Raw genomic sequence first — 18557 nt, forward strand, 5'->3', positions numbered from 1 at the left:
GGCCTTTCCGCTCGACTTGCATGTGTTAAGCACGCCGCCAGCGTTCGTCCTGAGCCAGGATCAAACTCTCCGTTAAGGCCAAACGACGATCATCGGCGAAGACGACCGCCAAACCCAACGAAAAAAAATCCCGGCAAGAATCATACTTGCCAAAGGAATCCAAACCAACCACAATCAACCCGAAGGACCGACCATGATCAGCGAGGACCATAAAGGCACTGGCTTTTAGCACACTGTTGAGTTCTCAAGAAACGGACACACACCGTCAGGTCCCTGTTTCCAGTTTCCCGTCTGGGGCATTTCCTTGGGTCTATCTTACCGATTTGCTTTCCTTTGTCGAATTGACCGACTCGGGATAACTCCTCGATACCCGCCCAGCACTCAGAAACCGAAGCCAAAACTTCAGTGACTTTCACTGGGAGGTTCCCGGCGACCGCGCCACCTTGTCGGTGTCACGTACTCGGCCGGGCCGACAACCCATCCTACCCGCGCCGCAGAGTGACTCTGCCACGCGCTATCGAGTGGGGTGTCTTCCGCGGGGCCGGCCGCCTTTCGGCGTCCCGCTCCCCTGCGGGCAACGAGGACTCTACGTGGCCCCGGCAGCAAGGTCAAATTGCGCCGCTGGCACGTAAAGATCGGCAGGTCAGCTTCGTTGTTCTCCCTACCCCCGGAGTTCGCGGGCGAAACCTCGACGGCCGGAACAACTTCCGGCGATCGCTCTCGGACGGTCCACCGGGTGGCTCGGCCGGCGGGTTCGCCGGCGCAGGCGCCCGCCCACACGTACGCCCTCGGCCGTCACCTGAACTCCATGACCGGGCCGGTGGGGACGGGTCGGCGCTGGGACCAGGGCCCGTACGGCGGCAAGATCCGACGCATGACTACGCACAACGAGACGAGTCCGGTGTCGATCGACGAGGTGATCGCCGGCGGCCCGGTCCTTACCGACCGCAGGACCTGGTGACGGCGAACGACGCCATCGTGCGGGTCGCCCCGTTCGAGGGCGAGCGCCCGTGGCACCACACGACGAGGACGAGCTGTCCCTGTGCCGGGACGGCGGCTTCCGCGTCGAGCTGGAAGGCCGGGAGCCGGTCACGCTCAGCAAGGGCGAGTTGTTCGTCGTGCCGAGGGGCGTCCGGCACCGCCTCGTCGCCGAGCGGCCCGTGCACGCCCTGATGCTCGAACGCCCGGAGACCGAGCAGTACGGGAACTGACCCGCCGCCGGGGAGGCCGTACGGTCCACGGCCTCCCCGCACCGATTCCGCCGCGCGCCCCGCCGATCCGCTCCGCACGAATTACGATCTCGACTGCCGCAGCAGGACGATCGGATGCCGGAGAAGGACGTTGCCGTGATCGACGAGAGCGTTCCCCTCATACGCGTACGGCCTCGGGCGGCGGCGGTCGTCCTCCTGGCCGTGGTCGCCGCGACAGGCTGCCGGTCCGAGGAGCGATCCGCCGCGCGACCGTCGGCGTCCTCGGCCCCTGCCTCGTCGGCCGCGTCGGCGCCGAACCCCGCGCCCTCCTCACCCCTGCCGGCGCCCGGCACCCTTACGGACACTCCGACGCCCAGTGCCTCGGGCCCCGCCGTCGGCGTCCCGGGCCAGGCCGCCATCCGGCGCGTGCTGACCCGTACCGTCGAGGCGGCGGACCCGTCCACGCACTTCGTCAGCGACCGCCCGCCGGTGACGACGCCGGACGGGCACGGCGGCACCCTCACCGCCGTGATCGGCCAGCGGTACCCGACCGCCGATGGCAAGGGCCAGCTGGTCTTCTTCTGGCACGGCACGCGGTTCCTCGGCTGGGACGCCGTCACCGAGACCGACGCCGTACGGGCGGTGACCGCCGGCCCCGGCAGTTTCCGGGTCACCTACCTGCACTACGCGGCGCGGGACCCCGAGTGCTGTCCCTCCCTCTCACCCGCCGCCGTCACGTACACGTGGCAGGACGACGACCGCCTGGTCCCCTCCGGCACGCGCCCGCAGCACGGCGCGGCGGTCCGCGTCCGGCTCATGTCGTAGCCGCCGGGCGCGCTCGGCGGCGGGCGGTCAGGCGGCCGCGGCCGTCGTACGGCCGAGGGCGCCGAGGTCGCCGCGGAGGACGTCGGTGTACGGGATGGTGAAGTCCCCGTTCGGCATGGTGCCGGTGAAACGCGTTCCGATCACCCGGGCCGGGAGGTACGGCGCGGCGGGTCCGTGCCGGTCGGGGTGACGGCCGTGTCCCGTACGGCTGTCAGCGGCGGTGTAGTCGACCGGGACGCCCCAGGAGGCCGGTGCGTCGTCGCGCCCGAGGATGACCCAGTGGTCAGTGTCAACGCGCGCGGTCAGGTCGGGGACGCCTCCGGTGTGGCAGTCCAGCGCCGGGAGGACGAAGTGGCGGAGGCTGTGCGGCCGGTACCACAGGAGCAGGGGGTTCGCCGATCGCGCCTCGGTGTTGTCGAAGCAGCACACGATGATCGCGTGCCCGGGGTGGCGGGCGGCGTAGAAGTCGAACAGCGGCGGGTTGGGCCGGATCCGCCGGTGTTCGGGCACGCGTTCCAGCGCCTCGGGGATCAGGGTCGGGTCGGTGGCCAGGACGACGGTGTAGATGTCATGGTCGAAGACCTGGACGGGCGGTGGTCCGCCGGCCACCGCCACGCAGCCCTCCGGCAGCGGCCCACGGCCGCGGGTCCGTGGGGCGAGGGCGTCGACCATGTCGCGCAGGACGCGCGGGCAGTGGCGGGTGTCGACGAAGTTCGCCGGGGTCATGCCGGTGGCGGGCACGTGCAGGAGCATCGCGTTCGGCCCGTCCGAGAGGTTGACCGCGGTGTTCTGGTAGCCCAGCACGTGAACCCGGCCGTGCTCGGGATGGCTCGCCCGACCGTGGTACAGGATCGTGCCCGAGAACCGTGACGCCGCCGTCGACACGCACATCCGAACCCCCTCCCGAGGTCGAGATCACCGCGAACCGTACCGCCCGGCCCGCCCGCGCGGCGGCTCCCCGCGCGGGCGGCGTGCTCACCTGAGACGGATGAGCCGCTTGAGGATGGACGGTCCGTCCAGGTCGCGGTCGACGGTCACGGGGACGGCCGCGGAACCCGCCCGTACCGTTCCGACGCGCTCACCCTCGGCGGCCTGGTGCGGCGGATCGCCGGTGACGCGGACGGGAACGGTCAGCCCGCTCCAGCCGACCACCGTCACGGGCTGCGCGGCGCGCAGCGGCACGCGCCCGCCGAGGCCGTCGTCCACCTGCGCGACCCGCGCGCCGGCCTTGGCGAGGGTGACCGAGGTCAGGGCGTTCTCGGCGGCGACGACGAGCTGCTGGGCGACCTCGATCGCGCCCAACGCGCTGGGCGACTGCTGTCCCATCACCGCGCCGACGATCGTCGTGGTGACCTTGTCGATCCGTTTCTGGGCGGCGAAGACGAAGTTGCCGCCCGCCGCGTCGGTGTAGCCGGTCTTGCCGCCGATCACCCCGTGCCGCCCGACCAGGACGTCACCGGCGGAACGCGGTGGCCGCCCGTCGTTGGGGACGTAGGTGTGCATGGCGACGATCTCGGCGAACGCCGGGAGCTTCATCGCCGCGGCGAGCAGCTTCACCTGGTCGGCCGCGGTGCTGACCGTGTGCGAGTCGTATCCGCTGGGATCGGTGTACGTGGTGGAGGTCATCCCCAGCGACCGGGCGGCGGTGTTCATCTTCTGGACGAACGCCTGCTCGTCGCCCGCGTCCCAGCGGGCCAGCTCGTGCGCCAGGTTGTTCGCCGAGACGATCAGCAGCGCCTCCAGCGCCTTGTGCTCGGTGAACTCCTGCCCGGCGACGACCTCGACCAGCGACTCGCCCCGCTGCTTGCGCTCGGGGAGCCGGGCGGCCTCCTCCGCCGAGATCTGGAACGTCGGCCCGTCCTCGCCCGCCCGCAGCGCGTGGTCGTGCAGGACGACGTAGGCGGTCATGACCTTGGCGACGCTGGCGGTCGGGGTCGGCGTCTGCCCACCGGCGGACCCCATCGACCCGAGGCCCTCCGCGTACAGGGTCGCCTGGCCCTGCTGCGGCCACGGAAGGTCGAGGGCAGGGCCGCCGAAGGTGTAGCGGGTGGTCGACAGCGTCAGGCGCAGCGTCGGCGCGGGCACCGGCCGTACGAGCTGGCCGGCCACTCCGCCCGCCAGCAGCATGAGCACGACGATGGCGGCGATCAGGCGGCCGCGCCGCCGTTTCCGTACGGGTGGTTCCGCCTCCGGGGCCGGTGCGGGGAGCTCCGCGATGGGCTGCCGGGTGGTCGCGGGCGGGAGCATCGGGGCCGGGGGCTGCGCCGTACGCGGCGAGACCTCCTCGTACGAGGGCGTCGTACGCGGCGAGGTGTCCTGATACGAGGACGTCGTACGCGGCGAGACCTCCTGATACGGCGGCGTCGCCCGCGGCGGGGCCTCCTCATACGAAGGTGTCGCATGCGGCGGGGCCGTCCGCGGCCGGGTCTCCCGGTACGGCTCCATCGCCGGCGCGGGCGGGACGATCATCGGCAGGCCGTCCCGCTGCGTCGTGTTGGCGAAGTCCGCCGAGGTGAACGGGCGGGTCCCGGGCAGCGCCTGCTCGACCGTTCGCGGAGCCGGGGGATGCTCGGAGGCGGCCGCGCGCCGCGGCGGCGTAGGCGTGTCCGCCTCCGGCTCACGGTGGGCGCCCGGCGTACGCGGCTCGGGGACCGGTCCGGAGGCGGACTCCGGGGGGCTCGGCTGTCGCGGAGCGGGCGCCTGCGGCTCGGAGGCCGGCCCCGGGGCGGGCTGCGGGGAGCGTGACTCCCGCGGAGCGGGCTCGTGCGGAGCGGCCGGCTCGGCGCGCGGGTCCGTCCGTCGTCTCAGGGGATACGACAGGCGGGGAAGGTCCATGACCGTGGGGTCCAGGGACACGGCGGGCCGCTTCGGCCGTGGCGGCGGCTCGAACAGGGAGGGTCGCGTGACTCCGCTCTCGTCGGTACCCGTGTCCTCCGCTCCCGTACGGGAGCCGCCGGGTTCGGAGCGGGACCGTCCGGTCTCGGCCGGGGGCTCCGGGCGTACATGCTCGGCGGTCGCCGTCTCGTCGTCGCCAGGGGCGGCCTCGGCCGCGACGGTCTCGGCCGCGACGGTCTCGGCGGCGGAGGAGGGCTCGGCGGATGACGACGAGCGGGCGGAGGAGGGCTCGACGGAGTCGGGGGACGGCTCCGGCCGTTCCTCGTCCGCCTGCTCGTCCTCCTCGTCCGCCTGCTCGTCCTCCTCGTCCGCCTGCTCGTCCTCCTCGTCAGCCTGCTCGTCCTCCTCGTCAGCCTGCTCGTCCTCCTCGGCGTCCGCGTCCGCGGTGTCGTCCTCGTCCGCGTCGTGGCCGGTCGCCGGGGACAGGTGTTCCGGCTCCTCGTCCGCGTCGGCCGTGTCCTCGGACGCGGGCTCGGCCGCGTCGTCGGAGGTGGGTTCGGTGGCGGGGCCGGGCTCCGGGGAGCCCTCCCGTTCGGGCGCGGGCCGGGACGGCGCGTCGGATTCGTCGGCGCCGGCGCCGGACGGGGTGCCCGTCTCCTCCCCCGGTTCGGGCTCGCTCTCGGGATCACCCGGCGACGGCGGTCCGGAGGTCTCGTGCCGTGCGTCGTCCTGCGACTCCTGCGACGCATCATTCACGGCGCGACCTCCTCGACTGTGGGACCGGGCGGAGGGGCGGGATCACCGGACAGGCGCGTGCATCGACCCCGCCGACGCCTCTCATACAGGTGAAGACGCGGATGTCAGCGACAAAGTTCACGCGGTTCGCCGGTTCAGGGCCTTGGCCGCCGGAAGCCGATGGTAGGCCGGGGCCGGCACCCCGCGATGCGCCGGTACCGGGGAAACGCGGAACGCCGGCGCCGGACCACCGCGAAGCGCCCACCAGGGGCGATCGCCACCCGATGGGCGCCGTACGGGAATCCGGGCGCGCGCGGCGTGACCCGGCCCCGCGCGTCAGCCTTCCGGCGTCTGCTGGAGCATGGCCAGCGTCAGGACGTCGCCGCCGATGCCCCAGCCGCCGTCGGTGACCTCCTCGACCAGGACCATGGTGTTGGCCCGGGCGCGTTCGCCGTAGATCTCGACGTACAGGTCGGTGGTGCGGGTGACGATCTGCTTCTTCTGCTGCTCATCGAGGGTGCCGGCGGGCACCTTGAAGTTCGCGAACGGCATGGCTGTTTCCTTTCTGCGGTGAATGATCCGGAACCCCGCGGTGGTCGGGGCGGGGCCGGACGAGCGAACGGGGCCGCGGCGGGTCAGATGATGCCGCCGTTGGCCCGTATGACCTGGCCGTTGACCCAGTGGCCGGCCGGGGAGGCGAGGAAGGCGACGAGTTCGGCGATCTCGGCGGGGGTGCCGATCCGGTTCACCGGGGTCTGGGCGGCGATGCGGGCGACGGTCTCCTCGTCCTTGCCGTCCAGGAACATGTCGGTGGCCGTGGCGCCGGGGGCGACGGTGTTCACGGTGATGTTCCGGTCGCCCAGCTCGCGGGCGAGGACCAGCGTGAGGGCCTCGACGGCGCCCTTGCTCGCGACGTACGCCCCGTACGTCGGGAAGGCCAGCCCGACCTGGGACGTGGAGAACGTGATGACCGCCCCGCCGGGCCGTACGGTGCGCGCGGCCTGCCGGGCGACGACGAAGGTGCCGCGGATGTTCGTCCGGTGCAGCGCGTCGAGGACGGCCAGGTCCAGGTCGGCGATGGGCGACAGGTCCATCCGCCCGGCGGCGTGGACGACGACGTCGACGCCGCCGAACTCGGACTCGGCGGTTCCGAACATCGCGGTGACGGCCTCTTCGTCGGCGACGTCGGCCTGGGCGGCGACCGCCCGGCCCCCGGCCGCGACGACCTCCTTCACGGCGGCCTCGGCCAGGTCGCGGTTCCCCGCGTACCCGACCACGACGGCGAACCCGTCGGCGGCCAGCCGTACGACCGCCGCCCGGCCGATGCCCCGCGAGCCACCGGTGACGATGGCGACCCGCGGGCGGCCCGGGTCCTCCCCGGGCGTGGCGGGGCCGGCGGGAAACGACATGGAGACTCCTCGGGAGGTGGGTACGGGGCGTCGTGCCCCCTGACGTGTCCTCCACGATGAGGCGGCGCGCGCCGGTCAGCCAGGGCTGCGCTTACCCTGGGGTCGACGACCCCTGGTTCCGGGCTCGGCGCACAAGTCAGGATGGAGAACGTGAACCTTCCCGAACTCGCCGCGTTCCTGAAGTCCCGGCGCGCCCGGGTCCGGCCCTCCGACGTCGGCCTGCCCACCGGCCCCCGGCGCCGGGTGCCCGGCCTGCGGCGCGAGGAGGTCGCGCAGCTCGCCGGCCTGTCGGCGGACTACTACACCGAGATCGAGCGCGGGCACAGCGCCCAGCCCTCGGCCCAGACCCTGGCCGCCCTCGCCCGCGCGCTCCGCCTGAGCGGCGACGAACGCGACCACCTGTTCCACCTCGCCGACCGCCGCATCCCGGCGGCGCACGGGCCGACCGCGCACGCCCAGCCCGCGCTCCTCGGCCTCCTGGACCGGCTCACCACCACTCCCGCCCAGGTCATCACCGACCTGCACGAGACCCTCGTCCAGAACGAACTGGCCGTCGCCCTCGTCGGCCGCCATCCGGCCGTACGGGGCCCGGCGGCGAGCTTCGTCTACCGCTGGTTCATCGATCCCGCCACCCGCGACGTCTATCCGGTGGACGACCACCCGTACCACTCCCGGAAGTTCGTCGCCGACCTGCAGGCGGTCGCCGCCCGCCGCGGCCGCGACCCGGAGGTGGCGAAGATGGTGGCCTCGCTCCGGCGCCGCAGCGAGGAGTTCGCCGCGCTGTGGGACACCCACGACGTCGCCGTGCGCCGGACCGACCACAAGCGCATCGTCCACCCGACGCTCGGCGTCATCGAGCTCGACTGCCACAGCCTGCTCAGCGAGGACGGCCGCCAGCGCCTACTGTGGTTCACCGCCCCGCCCGGCACCGAGGGCGCCGCCAAGCTCGAACTGCTCTCCGTCATCGGCACCCAGGACCTGGCGCCCGGCGAGGCCGCCCACCCGGCTCCCGAGCGGGCCTGACCGCCGGCGGTCCGGGTCCGCTCGGGGTGTGCCGCCCGCGCGGGCTCAGCCGATCGGCACCTGCTGGATCACGGCGTCCTGGTCCGGCGCGATCAGCGCCCACGACTTGACCGACCCGTGGCCCTCCCACGGCAGGTGGTCGGAGATCCCCTTGAGCGAGTCCCCGCCGTCGCCGTTGACGAGGGTCACCTCCTCGATCGGACCGCTCGGCATACGCGCCGCGAAGGTGTACCACCACAGCGGCCGGTCCGGCAGCGCGTACCCGGTGAACAGCCGCTCGGCGACGACCATGGTCGGCGACCGGTCCGCGGCCGCCTGCTGCGTCACCTCGGTGAGGCCGCCGAAGTCGCGGATCGCGATCGGCCCGTAGTGGATCTTGGCCGCGCGCCGCCCGTCGAAGCGCATCTCGGTGTGGACGTTCGCGGCGAGCCCGTGACCGGGCATGGCATACGCGGCGAAGACCGGGAAGACATAGTGCAGCCAGTCGTACGCGGCGGCGACCACCGGATGCCGGTCGTCCCCGCCGACGCCGACGGCCTGGTCCCAGGCGAACACCTCGCCCCACGCCGGATGGTTCACGCCGATCGGCATCCGTACGACCACGCCGTTCGGCTGCAGATCCGGGGTGTCCACCGCGATCCGCAGCCGGGCCTCCGGAAGCTCGACGACGTTGTTGTCGAGCCGGCAGGCCAGGCCGTGCCCCTCCCCGAACATCCGGGCCAGCAGCTCCGCCGCACTCGCCGCGTCCATCACACACCTTCCGCTGGGGATCATGAACGTTGATCCGACGAGCCGGTCGCTCCTTCGGTTCACGCCGTTTCGCGCCGGTCCCCCGGCCTCACCGGTTTCTGGATCGGCAAGGGCGGGGGCTCACGCGTCACCGCGGTCGGTGTGGACGCGCGACCGGCTCAGCGCCGAGGGCGCCCTTCGCGCAGCTCTTCGACCGCCTGGACGACGCGGCGCTCCCGCGTCTCGGCCTTCTTCGCCTGTTCGATCCAGGTGACGTACGCCTTCTTGCGGGAGGGCGACAGGCCGTCGAAGCAGCGCTGCGCCTCCGGCTCGGCCTTCAGCGCGTCCGCGAGATCGGCCGGCACGGTGAGCTCCTGCGGCGCGTCGTCGAGCTCGACCTCGACGTCCACCTCGTCCCCGGCCGCGATCCCGGCGCCCTTGCGGTGCTCCGCGCTGACCGGAATCTTCGTCACGCCGCGCATGCTCCCGAACGTGGTCGCGTACGCGTAGCCGTTGATCGTGACCTTCACCCGGGCGCGCTTGCCGCCCCCGAGCGCTTCCACGACGTCGTCCGGAACGTTGATCCCCGTCGCCGTCTTACCGTCCAGTTGCACCGTCGCACGGAACCTCATGGACGGGAGTATCCCTCTGAGACGCCTCGAGATCACTGTGTTCTGTGACGAACCAGCCCCGGATGGGCCTTGGCGGTCAGAGACGGCCGGTCCGAGTCGCGCTCCTACCGCGGTCGGCCCAGCCGCTCCGCGCTCAAGCCACAGCCGGGCGCAGGCGACGTACGGCGGTGGTGATGTCGTCGAGCGAGTGGTCGAGGGACTGGTCGGACAGGACGATCGGGGTGCCGTACCGCGCCAGGTTGCCGCGCGCCTCGCGGAACAGCCACGGCCGCACCCGGTCGACGACGATCTCCGGTTGAGTGGGAACGATCAGCAGGACCGGAGTGCTCGTCCTGCCGCGCAGGGCGGCGGTTCGCCTGACATCGGCCACCTCGTCCCAGCTCAGCCGTACGCCCATCAGCGGAAGCCGGACTCCGCTCTCGTCGACCGCCACCACCGGCACCCGGCACACCGTGCTGACGACGACCGGGCCGCCGAACAGCACCAGCAACACGGCGCCACAGACGGCGATCACCGCTCCCGGCAGGTCGGCCCGGGTCACCCCGAACACCAGCGCTGCCACGGCGGCCAGCATGAACAGCAGGTACGGCCCGTTGGGCCGCAGGCGTACGCGCAACGACATGAGGCCTCCACGATCGGCCGCTTCGCCGGTCAGGACCGGCCGGGTTCGCCGGGCGCCACCACACGGAAGCGCTCGGCGACGACGAGTGTTGCATCGTCGATCACGGGAGTGTGCCCCAAAAACTCGCTTACTCCCTCGCTCCGGAAGAACTCCTCGTGCGCCGCCCGCCACTCCGCCGCGTCCGCGTACCCGCGCCCTTCCGCCCGCGCGTACTCGTCGTCGATCTCCTTGATGGGGACGACGCGGACGTCGACGAGCTCGATCACGACCGCCGTCCGTCCGTCGGAGTCGAGCACGGCGAACCGCTGCCCGGCCTCCGGCACCGCCTCCCCGGCGTGCTCGTAGATCTCAAGCAACCCGGTGAGCGCCGTCTTCTCCCCGTTCAGGATCGCCGCCACGCCGCTGTCCCGCAGCGGGCCCGGGAAGGCGAGTTCGAGAGTCGGAAGATCGTCATGTGCCATGGCGCGAGCGTACGACCTCGATCAGCTTCAAGGACGTCGGCGAGCCATCCCGCGCCGTGACCGCCCGGCTCAGTACGCTCCCCGGGCGCCACGTGGAGGAGACAGATTCAGCGGCTCTCCCACAGATGGTGGAACCGGTCATGGAGGCGAATTTGATCTACCCCCCGAGCCCACGGCACGAACGGCACATGCCCCGACGCCGGGCCGGCCTGACCACCACCGTCACTATCGGCGGAGAGCGGTTCTCTCTGACCGCCAACGGCCGCCAGGACGGCACGCTCGGTGAGGTGTTCATCCAGTGGGGCAAGCAGGGCCAGACGCAGGCCGGGCTCTTGGACATCTACGCCGTCACGCTCTCGGTCGGGCTTCAGCACGGCGTCCCGCTACTCGACCTCGTCCGCCAGGGCCTGGACCTGTACTTCGTGCCCAACGGCCACACCGACGACCCTCAGATTCCGCGGGTCCGGTCAGTGGTGGACTGGGTGGCCCGGCGCCTGGCGATCGACTGGCTGCCGTACGAGGTCCGCGCCGTCGAAGGCATCTTGACGATCCAGGAATGCGAAACCGCCGCCACAGACTGGTTGGCAACCGAGACCGTCGGCATTCCGGCGCTCAGTTCTGCGAGCAGCCGGTGACTGTAGAGCCCTTCGATGTTCGCCGGCTCCGTCTGGTGGAGGTCGAAGCGCCGCAGTTGTCGCTTGAGGAACAACACGCCAGGGACCGCGTGTGGGAGGCCGCGGTCGAGGCGAACCCGTGTCTGTTCGACGGTCCGGTGGCGGCGTGCGCGGGATTGGAGACGGATGGCGCGCACGGTTTGATTCTGTCGTGGGCGCGGGTCACCTACCGGCACTTCGCCCTGCGTCGGGTTCCCGGCAACGCCTCGTGGTTGCCCTCGCTCTTCATGGATGTCGTACAGCCGACGGACGACGGACGCATTCTGGTGGGGAGGGGGTCGTCGTCGACCGCCGCGCCGGGCCGTCAACCGCCGCGCCGGGCCGGTGGCAGCTTCCCGGCGGTTCCCTAGAGCCGCCTGAGCAACGTGAGGCGCTCGATGAGGCCGCCTTGCGGCGCCACGCCGCGAGAGAACTGGTGGAGGAGACCGGAATCGACCTCGCCTCGGAGAAACTACGTCCGTGGGGCATCGTCCGCAGTGAGAGACACGGCATCGGCTTGGTCTTCCTAGCTCCGCCTTGGCCAGAGACGGAGCTACGTGATCGCTTCGAAGCCATGGCAACCGCTGAGCGGGCCCTGGGACGCGACCCGGAGCTGGACCGGATGGCTCTGGTGCGCGCCCCGGCTGAGGTCTCCGCCCTACAAGGACCGCACACCTACTACCTTGAAGCGGTCGTACGCCGGCACGCCGAGGCCTCGTCCCGAGGGGATACCGAGAAGCCTCGGTAGGCGGTCGACACGTTGCCGCGAGACGGGGAACACGGCGAAGCGCTATGAGGCCGCTAATACGAGCAGAGACGCTGCTCGGCCCATACGACCTTGCCGCCCTCCTCGCAGTGCACAGCCGACCAGCGCGCGCTGAGCATCTCGATGATTCCCAGGCCCCGGCCGTCTAGGTCGAGGTCGTTCGGCTGGCGCTTGGTCGGGAGGACTGGGTTGATGTCCCAGACCTCAGTGAAGAGGCTTGGGCTCGTCCATCTGAGACGTAGGCGGATCCGGCCGATCTCAGTGATCCCCATGGCTCGGTGGAAGGCGTCGGTGGCCTTTAGCGCGTTGGTGGCCAACTCCGACACGATCGTCTCCGTGTCGTAGATGAGCTCGGTCGGTAGGTGCCAATGCCGAGCCACCTCGGCGACCAGGCGTCGGGCGAGAGGGACGGCGTTCGGTGCGGCAGCCAGGGTGACGGCCTGGTCCTGCTGGTTCGGGAAGAACGCCACGGTTGGCCTCATGCGATCACCACGCTCAGTAAAGTGTCGGAAGCTCAGTGTGAACCTGCAACGAAGATCAATGCAACCTGTTGCATAGGATTTAGGTTGCATAGTTCTCAAGGAGGCCCCCATGCCTGCTCACCCGCGCCCTACTGTCCGGCTGCGCCGCCTGGCTGGAAGCTTGAGCCGATTGCGTACAGCTCGCGGCCTGAGCAGGGAGGACGTGGCAGAAGCCACCGGCATCAACAAGGCCACGCTCTACCGAATCGAGAAGGCGAAGGTCCGCCCGCAGACGCGCACGCTCGCCGCCATGCTCACGCTCTATGGAGTCGATCTCGACGAGCAACGGGCTCTGACCAAGCTCCTCAAAGACTCGCCGCAGCCCGGATGGTGGCAGGCGTACACGGACGAACTGCCCGAGGAGTACAGCACCTACATCGAGTTCGAGGACGAAGCTCGGAGCGTCTGGAACTACGAGAGCCTGTACATCCCGGGCCTACTCCAGACCGAGGAGTACGCCCGCGCCGTCATCCCCGGCGGCATGCCATCCCTAAGCCGGGAAGAAGTCGACCGGCGAGTCCAGGTCAGGATGGAACGCCAAGCGATCCTGGACCGCGACCCCACGTTCCACCTCTGGGCCATCTGCGACGAAGCTGCGATCCACCGCGCGGTCGGCGGCCCAACCGTCATGCGCGACCAGCTCGTGCATCTGGTCTCGGTTATGGAACGGCCGAACGTCACGCTCCAAGTAGTGCCGTTCGCGACTGGTGCGCACCCCGGCATGCCGGGATCGTTCGTCGTGCTGCAGTTTCCCGGCGATCCGTCCGTTGTGTACATCGACAGCATGGCCGGCAACCTTTTCCTCGAAGAGGAAACAGACGTACGTCGCTACACTGGGCTCTACGAACACCTCAGAGCGGTCGCAATCAGCCCAGGAGCCACCAGACAGCTCCTAACGTGCGTGGCCAGTGAGCACTCAGCGAGGGGAGGGACAGGCGATGGGTGACTTGTCCCGGATTGATTGGCGCAAGAGCAGCCGATCCAGTTCAAACGGCCAGTGCGTTGAGGTTGGAATAGTCGAAAAGATAGCCAGCCCGCAACAGACCTAAGGCAACCCAGATTCACGCTGCATTAGCGGACATGCACCACAGAGACGCGCCGCTGCATCGATACGCTTGAACGATCCCTCCTCTTCCTCTTCGAAGATGCATGTTATTCCAAGTCCACCAAGGAGCTCGACCATATCTTGGGTCGGCCGCGTTGGCAGAAGGATAGCTCGTCGCCGAACTTGAGCATGTCGACCATAGTCTAGTATCTGCCCAATCGCCATGCGTATATCGCCACGGCTCGCCGAGCCTTTCGCTTCAACCAGTTCATTGGCGGTCACATCGAAAAGGTCAGTCTTCAGAGGAAAAGCGCGATCAGGCAAGCTTATGCGCCGCTGTCTAGATATATGACCTCGCTCGCTTAGCCATGCCGCATACCGCTGCACCAGCATGGATTCCCGCCGCTCAGCCTCCGTGATCGGCTTAGCGCGGTTGACCCGAAAACGATCCGCATTGTGCGCTTCCAGATCGACATCTTCTATTGTCACCTGATCATAACGCTCGTCGTCATACAGCCGAGCGTCGCTTACACGCCAGAGACGAAAGACAATCACTTGTCGCATATCTTTGTTGACGTCGGGCGCGTCTTCATATCGAAAGGGATCCCGTTCGTCAACTACATATTCACCTAGGTAGCAATGCTTGCTAGGGATAGCCTCTTCGAAGAGATGAACCGTCCGGCCTGCCAGACGGTGATCGCGAAGCGCAGCGTTATTGCTACTAGAATTGAATGTCTGGTCGCCAACCTGTCCATCGCCGGTGTATTGGTATCCACCATCGCCGAGTGGATGATCCAACCCGTAAAGCTTGCGGCCCTTTATCGTTGAGAACAGCAAGACGGCAGATGATTCGTTCGAGATGGAGATCCCCCTTTGGCGTTGCCCGCCGCATCGGCGGTGGATCTCCTGGCGAGGAAGGACTTCCCCTTCCCTGATCTTCCATGGCATAGGCCGCAATATACGGCAAACCGGACTTTTTGTCGTGTCGAACGCCGTTCGCCCCTGTTGGGTTGTCGGCGGCAGGCCATACGGTTGCTTGCATGCCCGAACTCTCCCCTGGGGTTTACGAACACCTCATCACCGTTGACCTGCGTGAACGTCTCCATTCGGTTGACAGTGACCTCGTACGCAAGGAGCATCTCATCGAAGATGACGCCGATGAAGTCCTCGTACGACACCTTGGCGAGTTGACACGTCGCGCATTGCGGATGGTTCGGGAGGCCAGCAGGAAGGACGCGCTCGCAGCACAGGTGACTGCAGCCAACGGTATCGCCAAGGCCATCGCATCGGTTGTCGCTGAGGCGGTCACTGACTCCGACCTCGTCGCTGATGAGCAGGAGTTGCTGGTAGCGATCGCCGCCGGTCGCCGGCCAGACGGCAGTGTTCCCTTCCCTGAACGGCCCGACATCCCACTCTCAAGCAGCGCCCTTCTGGTCAACGGGCGTGACCAGCCGCAGATTGGCCGCGAGGTCGTCAAGGAACTTGCATCCGCTGATCAGGTCGATCTCCTGTGCGCCTTCATCAAATGGCATGGCTTGCGGCTCATGGAGGACGGGCTTCGGCGCTTCATCGAGCGTGGCGGCAAGCTGCGGGTCATCACTACGACCTACATCGGCGCGACGGAGCGGAAGGCGCTGGATCGGCTCATCGAGATGGGAGCCGAGGTCAAGGTTAGCTACGAGACCCGGACCACCCGTCTTCATGCCAAGGCATGGCTGTTTCACCGGGCTTCGCAGCTTGACACCGCGTACGTCGGGTCGTCCAACCTGTCTAAGACAGCGCTGACAGATGGCAAGGAGTGGAACGTCCGGATCGCGCGTGCGGAGCAACCGCACCTGCTGGACACTTTCGAGGCCACCTTCGACGAGTACTGGGCGGATCCCTCCTTCGAGAGCTACGACCCGGACCGAGATGCCCAGCGGCTCGACGAAGCACTGAAGAAGGAAGCCGGTGGTCCCACCGACCTTCCACTCCAGATCACCAACATTGCGGTTGTGCCGTACCCCTACCAACGCGAGATCCTGGACGAACTCCAGGCAGCACGCGAGCTACACGACCACTGGCGCAACCTAGCCGTCATGGCAACCGGCACCGGCAAGACGGTCGTTGCCGCGCTCGACTACAAGCGGCTGCTGGCCCAAGGCACTGCCAAGTCGCTGCTGTTCGTTGCACACCGCAAGGAGATCCTGCAGCAGAGTCTCTTGACCTTCCGGCAGACGCTGCAGGATGGTTCGTTCGGTGAGCTGCTGGTCGATGGCCAACGACCCCAGGAGTGGCAGCACGTCTTCGCTTCGATCCAGTCGCTGTCCCGTCTCGAGATCGAGCCGGACCACTTCGACATGGTGATCGTGGATGAGTTCCACCATGCAGAGGCCGCAACGTACACCCAGCTACTCGATCACCTGAAGCCGAAGGTGCTGCTAGGCCTCACCGCGACACCAGAACGCACAGACGGCGCCGACATCCTTCATTGGTTCGACGGTGGCAAGCCGACCGTAGAGCTTCGGCTGTGGGAAGCGCTGGAACGAGAGCTCCTGGTCCCCTTCCACTACTTCGGGATCCACGACGCGACTGACCTGTCTCAGATCACATGGCGGCGTGGCACCGGCTACGACATCGCGGAACTGACGAATCTCTATACCGGGCATGAAGCGCGTGTTTCCATGGTGATCAAGGCCTTGACGGACAAGCTCGCCAACGTCAGCGCCATGCGCGCAGTCGGCTTCTGCGTCAGCATCGCGCATGCGGAGTTTATGGCGGCGCGCTTCAACCGGGCAGGGATCCCTTCGATCGCAGTCACCTCCGCGACTGATCCCAGCGCGCGAGCGCAGGCCCTGGTTGATCTCCGGAACCGGAAGATCAACGCCCTCTTCACGGTGGATCTGTTCAACGAGGGCGTCGACGTGCCCCAGATCGACACAGTTCTCTTCCTACGTCCCACCGAGAGCGCGACCGTCTTCCTCCAACAGCTCGGCCGCGGCCTACGCTTCGCCGACGACAAGCCATGCCTCACGGTCTTGGACTTCGTTGGACGCCAGAACGTCAACTTCCGCTTCGACCTGCGGTACCGAGCGCTCACAGGCGATAGCCCACGCCAGCTCGAACGCGACATCCACACCGGATTCCCCGCCCTGCCAGCCGGCTGCCATATCGATCTCGATCGCGAGGTCAGCAAGCTTGTGCTGGAAAATCTGAAACAGGCGCTCAACGCGAACAAGAAAGCGATCCTCGCTGAGATACGCAGCTTGGCGGAGCAGAACCTGGCTAGCTTCCTCGAAGAGACTGGGCTGGAACTCCAAGATCTGTTCACGAGTTCGCGAGGAGGCTGGGTTGGCCTTCGCCGCGAGGCTGGTCTTGAGCAACGGCTGCCGGAAGACCTCAAGGATGACCGGAGTCTCGCCGCCGCGATCGGCCGCATGCTGCACCTAGACGATCCCGAACGGATCGCCTTCGTCCACGAAGTGCTCTCACAAGACGAACCGCCTCAACCAGCGGCCTTCGATGCTCGCCAACGACGCCTCCTGGCGATGTTCCATGCGTCAGTCGACAGCAGCCTGCCGATGAGTGCTCTTACCCGGAACCTTGAGCGCTTCTGGCGGAACCCGGCGCGAAGAGATGAGGTGCTGGAGATTACTGAGGTGTTGCGAGCACGCCTTCACCGCATCACTCCCGCGTTGGCCGAGGCGAGCCACGTCCCTCTTCGCCTCCACGCCACCTACACCAAAGACGAGATCCTGGCTGCCTTCGGAGTGGAGAAGCCTCGGTCGTGGAGATCCGGCGTTCGCTGGATGCCTTCGGAACAAGCTGACATCTTCTTCGTGACGATCAACAAGACAGAAGCTCACTTCTCGCCGCAGACGATGTACAGCGACCGGGCGATCAGCCCTACCGAATTTCAATGGGAGTCCCAGCATGTCACCCCCGAGGGCTCCGAGACCGGCCAGCGGTACATCCACCACGCTGAGCGAGGTTCGAGCGTCCATCTCTTCGTCCGCGAGCACAAGGGCGATCCGTTCATCTACGCCAGTCCGATGACGTACAAGAGCCATGAGGGAGAGCGTCCAATGCGTATCCGCTGGCAACTGGCTCATGAGCTCCCCGCGGACGTCTTTCACTATGCCAAGGTCACGGCAGGATGATGCGCACCTTGGTCTCGAAAAACTCCGGCGAATCGGTGCCAGCCCCTAACCTCTAGTGACCTGCCGATGTACCGCCCAGACTCCTGCGGCCTCAGCCATATTCTCGATCCATTCCATCGGAGTGTCGTCGGCGATCTCTTCCCACAATTTGGCACACGCCTGCGCGAAGACGGCCAGTCCCTTCGGGGGCGCGGCCTGCCAGGCGGGCGCCCGCTTCACCACCTGTTCCGCTGAGGTCGCGCTATGCCCGTTCGCGATCAGCCGCAGGATGAGGCAGGCCGGATCGATCCAACCGGCCCCCCTCGTCGGCCAGGCCCAGTCGATGAGCAGCGCCTGACCATCGGCGATCAAGACGTTGAGCGGGTTGTAGTCGGTGTGAAGGAGCCGGTCGCCCTTGAGCCATTCCAGGTCCGCAGGCTCGTCCACGTACGTCCGCCAACGGTCCTCCGCCAGTTTCACAGGCAGATCCGGGCACTGGATAGTGCCGAGCTCCGTCATGGCCTCGGCGACCTTCGGCAGATCGGCGGAGCCAGGCCGGTAGTCGGCGTGCCGGCCGTCGATCACTTCGAAGCCGAGTACGTCCCACTCGCCTTGCACCCGCCACAGCAGTCGGGACGACAGGTGCGCGACATACGGGTTGATCATCGCTTCCATGTCCTGGTTCCAACGCCGGGGGTAGTCCCGATGCAGCCCCTTGACGAAAACAGGGCCGGCCTCGGTGGCCAGTATGGCCGCCACGGCGGAGTTCAGTCCTTCCGACACGGTCTTCGCTGACCACACCGTGCCGGTGTGCTCCTCGACCGCCGCCCTCGTCTCACCAGGTAGGTCTTCCCAGTGGATACGTTCGACCGCCATGTCTCCCCCTTGCTGACCGTGCCGAAGGGCCGCCCCGCGACATCGTAGGGCGGCCCCGCCTCCAGCGACGGTCAGTACGGCTGGTCGTCGCCGGCAGTGCATGCACACATTGCCGTC

20 protein-coding genes, 1 rRNA gene and 1 pseudogene are annotated in these 18557 nt (G+C 68.2%); 10 read left to right on the forward strand and 12 right to left on the reverse strand.

The window, feature by feature from the left end:
* Positions 1-76, reverse strand: a 16S ribosomal RNA gene (locus tag NDW01_RS33515); the annotation flags it as partial.
* A gap of 660 nt (positions 77-736) precedes the next feature.
* Between NDW01_RS33515 and NDW01_RS33520 the strand changes: the two genes are divergently transcribed.
* From NDW01_RS33520 to NDW01_RS33530, 3 genes are all read left to right on the forward strand, one after another.
* Positions 737-961, forward strand: a complete 225-nt coding sequence (locus NDW01_RS33520) for a hypothetical protein (protein ID WP_252828356.1) — start codon at positions 737-739, stop codon at positions 959-961.
* 49 nt (positions 962-1010) lie between these two features.
* The gene (locus NDW01_RS33525; RefSeq protein ID WP_252828357.1) at positions 1011-1211 is read left to right on the forward strand and encodes a cupin domain-containing protein; all 201 of its coding nucleotides are present in this window, start codon (positions 1011-1013) and stop codon (positions 1209-1211) included.
* A 135-nt stretch (positions 1212-1346) separates the two neighbouring features.
* Entirely contained in the window at positions 1347-2015 is a 669-nt protein-coding gene (locus NDW01_RS33530; protein ID WP_252828358.1) for an LppP/LprE family lipoprotein, read from the forward strand.
* 27 nt (positions 2016-2042) lie between these two features.
* On the opposite strand, the gene NDW01_RS33535 is transcribed toward NDW01_RS33530, so the two are convergent.
* The 4 genes from NDW01_RS33535 to NDW01_RS33550 form a co-directional block, all read right to left on the reverse strand.
* Entirely contained in the window at positions 2043-2906 is an 864-nt protein-coding gene (locus NDW01_RS33535) for a hypothetical protein (protein WP_252828359.1), read from the reverse strand.
* Positions 2907-2990: 84 nt separating this feature from the next.
* Positions 2991-5606, reverse strand: a complete 2616-nt coding sequence (locus tag NDW01_RS44060) for a D-alanyl-D-alanine carboxypeptidase family protein (protein ID WP_252828360.1) — start codon at positions 5604-5606, stop codon at positions 2991-2993.
* Between the two features lie 315 nt (positions 5607-5921).
* The gene (locus tag NDW01_RS33545) at positions 5922-6137 is read right to left on the reverse strand and encodes a 4-oxalocrotonate tautomerase family protein (protein WP_252780989.1); all 216 of its coding nucleotides are present in this window, start codon (positions 6135-6137) and stop codon (positions 5922-5924) included.
* An 83-nt stretch (positions 6138-6220) separates the two neighbouring features.
* The gene (locus tag NDW01_RS33550; protein ID WP_252828361.1) at positions 6221-6994 is read right to left on the reverse strand and encodes an SDR family oxidoreductase; all 774 of its coding nucleotides are present in this window, start codon (positions 6992-6994) and stop codon (positions 6221-6223) included.
* 150 nt (positions 6995-7144) lie between these two features.
* On the opposite strand from NDW01_RS33550, the gene NDW01_RS33555 reads away from it, so the two are divergent.
* Positions 7145-8017, forward strand: a complete 873-nt coding sequence (locus NDW01_RS33555; RefSeq protein WP_252828362.1) for a helix-turn-helix transcriptional regulator — start codon at positions 7145-7147, stop codon at positions 8015-8017.
* A gap of 45 nt (positions 8018-8062) precedes the next feature.
* Here NDW01_RS33555 and NDW01_RS33560 read toward each other — a convergent pair whose 3' ends face one another.
* From NDW01_RS33560 to NDW01_RS33575, 4 genes are all read right to left on the reverse strand, one after another.
* Positions 8063-8767, reverse strand: coding sequence for a hypothetical protein (locus NDW01_RS33560; protein WP_252828363.1), 705 nt, complete (start codon positions 8765-8767; stop codon positions 8063-8065).
* A gap of 158 nt (positions 8768-8925) precedes the next feature.
* Complete coding sequence (locus NDW01_RS33565) at positions 8926-9378, reverse strand: YdeI/OmpD-associated family protein (protein WP_252828364.1); 453 nt, start codon at positions 9376-9378, stop codon at positions 8926-8928.
* 133 nt (positions 9379-9511) lie between these two features.
* Positions 9512-10000 carry a hypothetical protein gene (locus NDW01_RS33570; RefSeq protein ID WP_252828365.1) on the reverse strand — a complete coding sequence of 163 codons (489 nt, stop codon included), beginning with the start codon at positions 9998-10000 and terminating at the stop codon, positions 9512-9514.
* A 29-nt stretch (positions 10001-10029) separates the two neighbouring features.
* Positions 10030-10461 carry an ASCH domain-containing protein gene (locus tag NDW01_RS33575; protein ID WP_252828366.1) on the reverse strand — a complete coding sequence of 144 codons (432 nt, stop codon included), beginning with the start codon at positions 10459-10461 and terminating at the stop codon, positions 10030-10032.
* A gap of 188 nt (positions 10462-10649) precedes the next feature.
* Here NDW01_RS33575 and NDW01_RS33580 point away from each other — a divergent pair, with 188 nt between their 5' ends.
* From NDW01_RS33580 to NDW01_RS33590, 3 genes and pseudogenes are all read left to right on the forward strand, one after another.
* Complete coding sequence (locus NDW01_RS33580) at positions 10650-11096, forward strand: TSCPD domain-containing protein (protein WP_252828367.1); 447 nt, start codon at positions 10650-10652, stop codon at positions 11094-11096.
* 247 nt (positions 11097-11343) lie between these two features.
* Positions 11344-11667 (forward strand): annotated as a pseudogene (locus NDW01_RS44515) (NUDIX hydrolase); the annotation flags it as partial.
* 21 nt (positions 11668-11688) lie between these two features.
* Positions 11689-11862: a hypothetical protein gene (locus NDW01_RS33590; RefSeq protein WP_252828369.1), complete on the forward strand. Its 174-nt coding sequence runs from the start codon at positions 11689-11691 to the stop codon at positions 11860-11862.
* Positions 11863-11915: 53 nt separating this feature from the next.
* Here the strand turns inward: NDW01_RS33590 and NDW01_RS33595 are convergent, their stop codons facing one another.
* Positions 11916-12362, reverse strand: coding sequence for an ATP-binding protein (locus NDW01_RS33595; protein ID WP_252828370.1), 447 nt, complete (start codon positions 12360-12362; stop codon positions 11916-11918).
* A 109-nt stretch (positions 12363-12471) separates the two neighbouring features.
* Here NDW01_RS33595 and NDW01_RS33600 point away from each other — a divergent pair, with 109 nt between their 5' ends.
* On the forward strand, positions 12472-13347 hold the full coding sequence (locus NDW01_RS33600; RefSeq protein ID WP_256513747.1) for a helix-turn-helix domain-containing protein: 876 nt from the start codon (positions 12472-12474) through the stop codon (positions 13345-13347).
* Entirely contained in the window at positions 13340-13450 is a 111-nt protein-coding gene (locus NDW01_RS44520) for a DUF397 domain-containing protein (protein WP_406567782.1), read from the forward strand. The genes NDW01_RS33600 and NDW01_RS44520 overlap by 8 nt, the downstream gene beginning before the upstream one ends.
* Here the strand turns inward: NDW01_RS44520 and NDW01_RS33605 are convergent.
* Complete coding sequence (locus NDW01_RS33605; RefSeq protein ID WP_252828372.1) at positions 13447-14394, reverse strand: hypothetical protein; 948 nt, start codon at positions 14392-14394, stop codon at positions 13447-13449. The two genes, NDW01_RS44520 and NDW01_RS33605, sit on opposite strands and share 4 nt — an antisense overlap.
* Positions 14395-14486: 92 nt before the next feature.
* Between NDW01_RS33605 and NDW01_RS33610 the strand changes: the two genes are divergently transcribed.
* A complete protein-coding gene (locus tag NDW01_RS33610; protein ID WP_252828373.1) occupies positions 14487-17585 on the forward strand; it encodes a DUF3427 domain-containing protein in 3099 nt (1032 codons plus the stop codon).
* Positions 17586-17630: 45 nt separating this feature from the next.
* Here the strand turns inward: NDW01_RS33610 and NDW01_RS33615 are convergent, their stop codons facing one another.
* Complete coding sequence (locus tag NDW01_RS33615) at positions 17631-18440, reverse strand: hypothetical protein (RefSeq protein WP_252828374.1); 810 nt, start codon at positions 18438-18440, stop codon at positions 17631-17633.
* Positions 18441-18557 lie beyond the last annotated feature (117 nt).

Source organism: Actinoallomurus soli (assembly GCF_024055715.1).
Lineage (GTDB): Bacteria > Actinomycetota > Actinomycetes > Streptosporangiales > Streptosporangiaceae > Actinoallomurus > Actinoallomurus soli.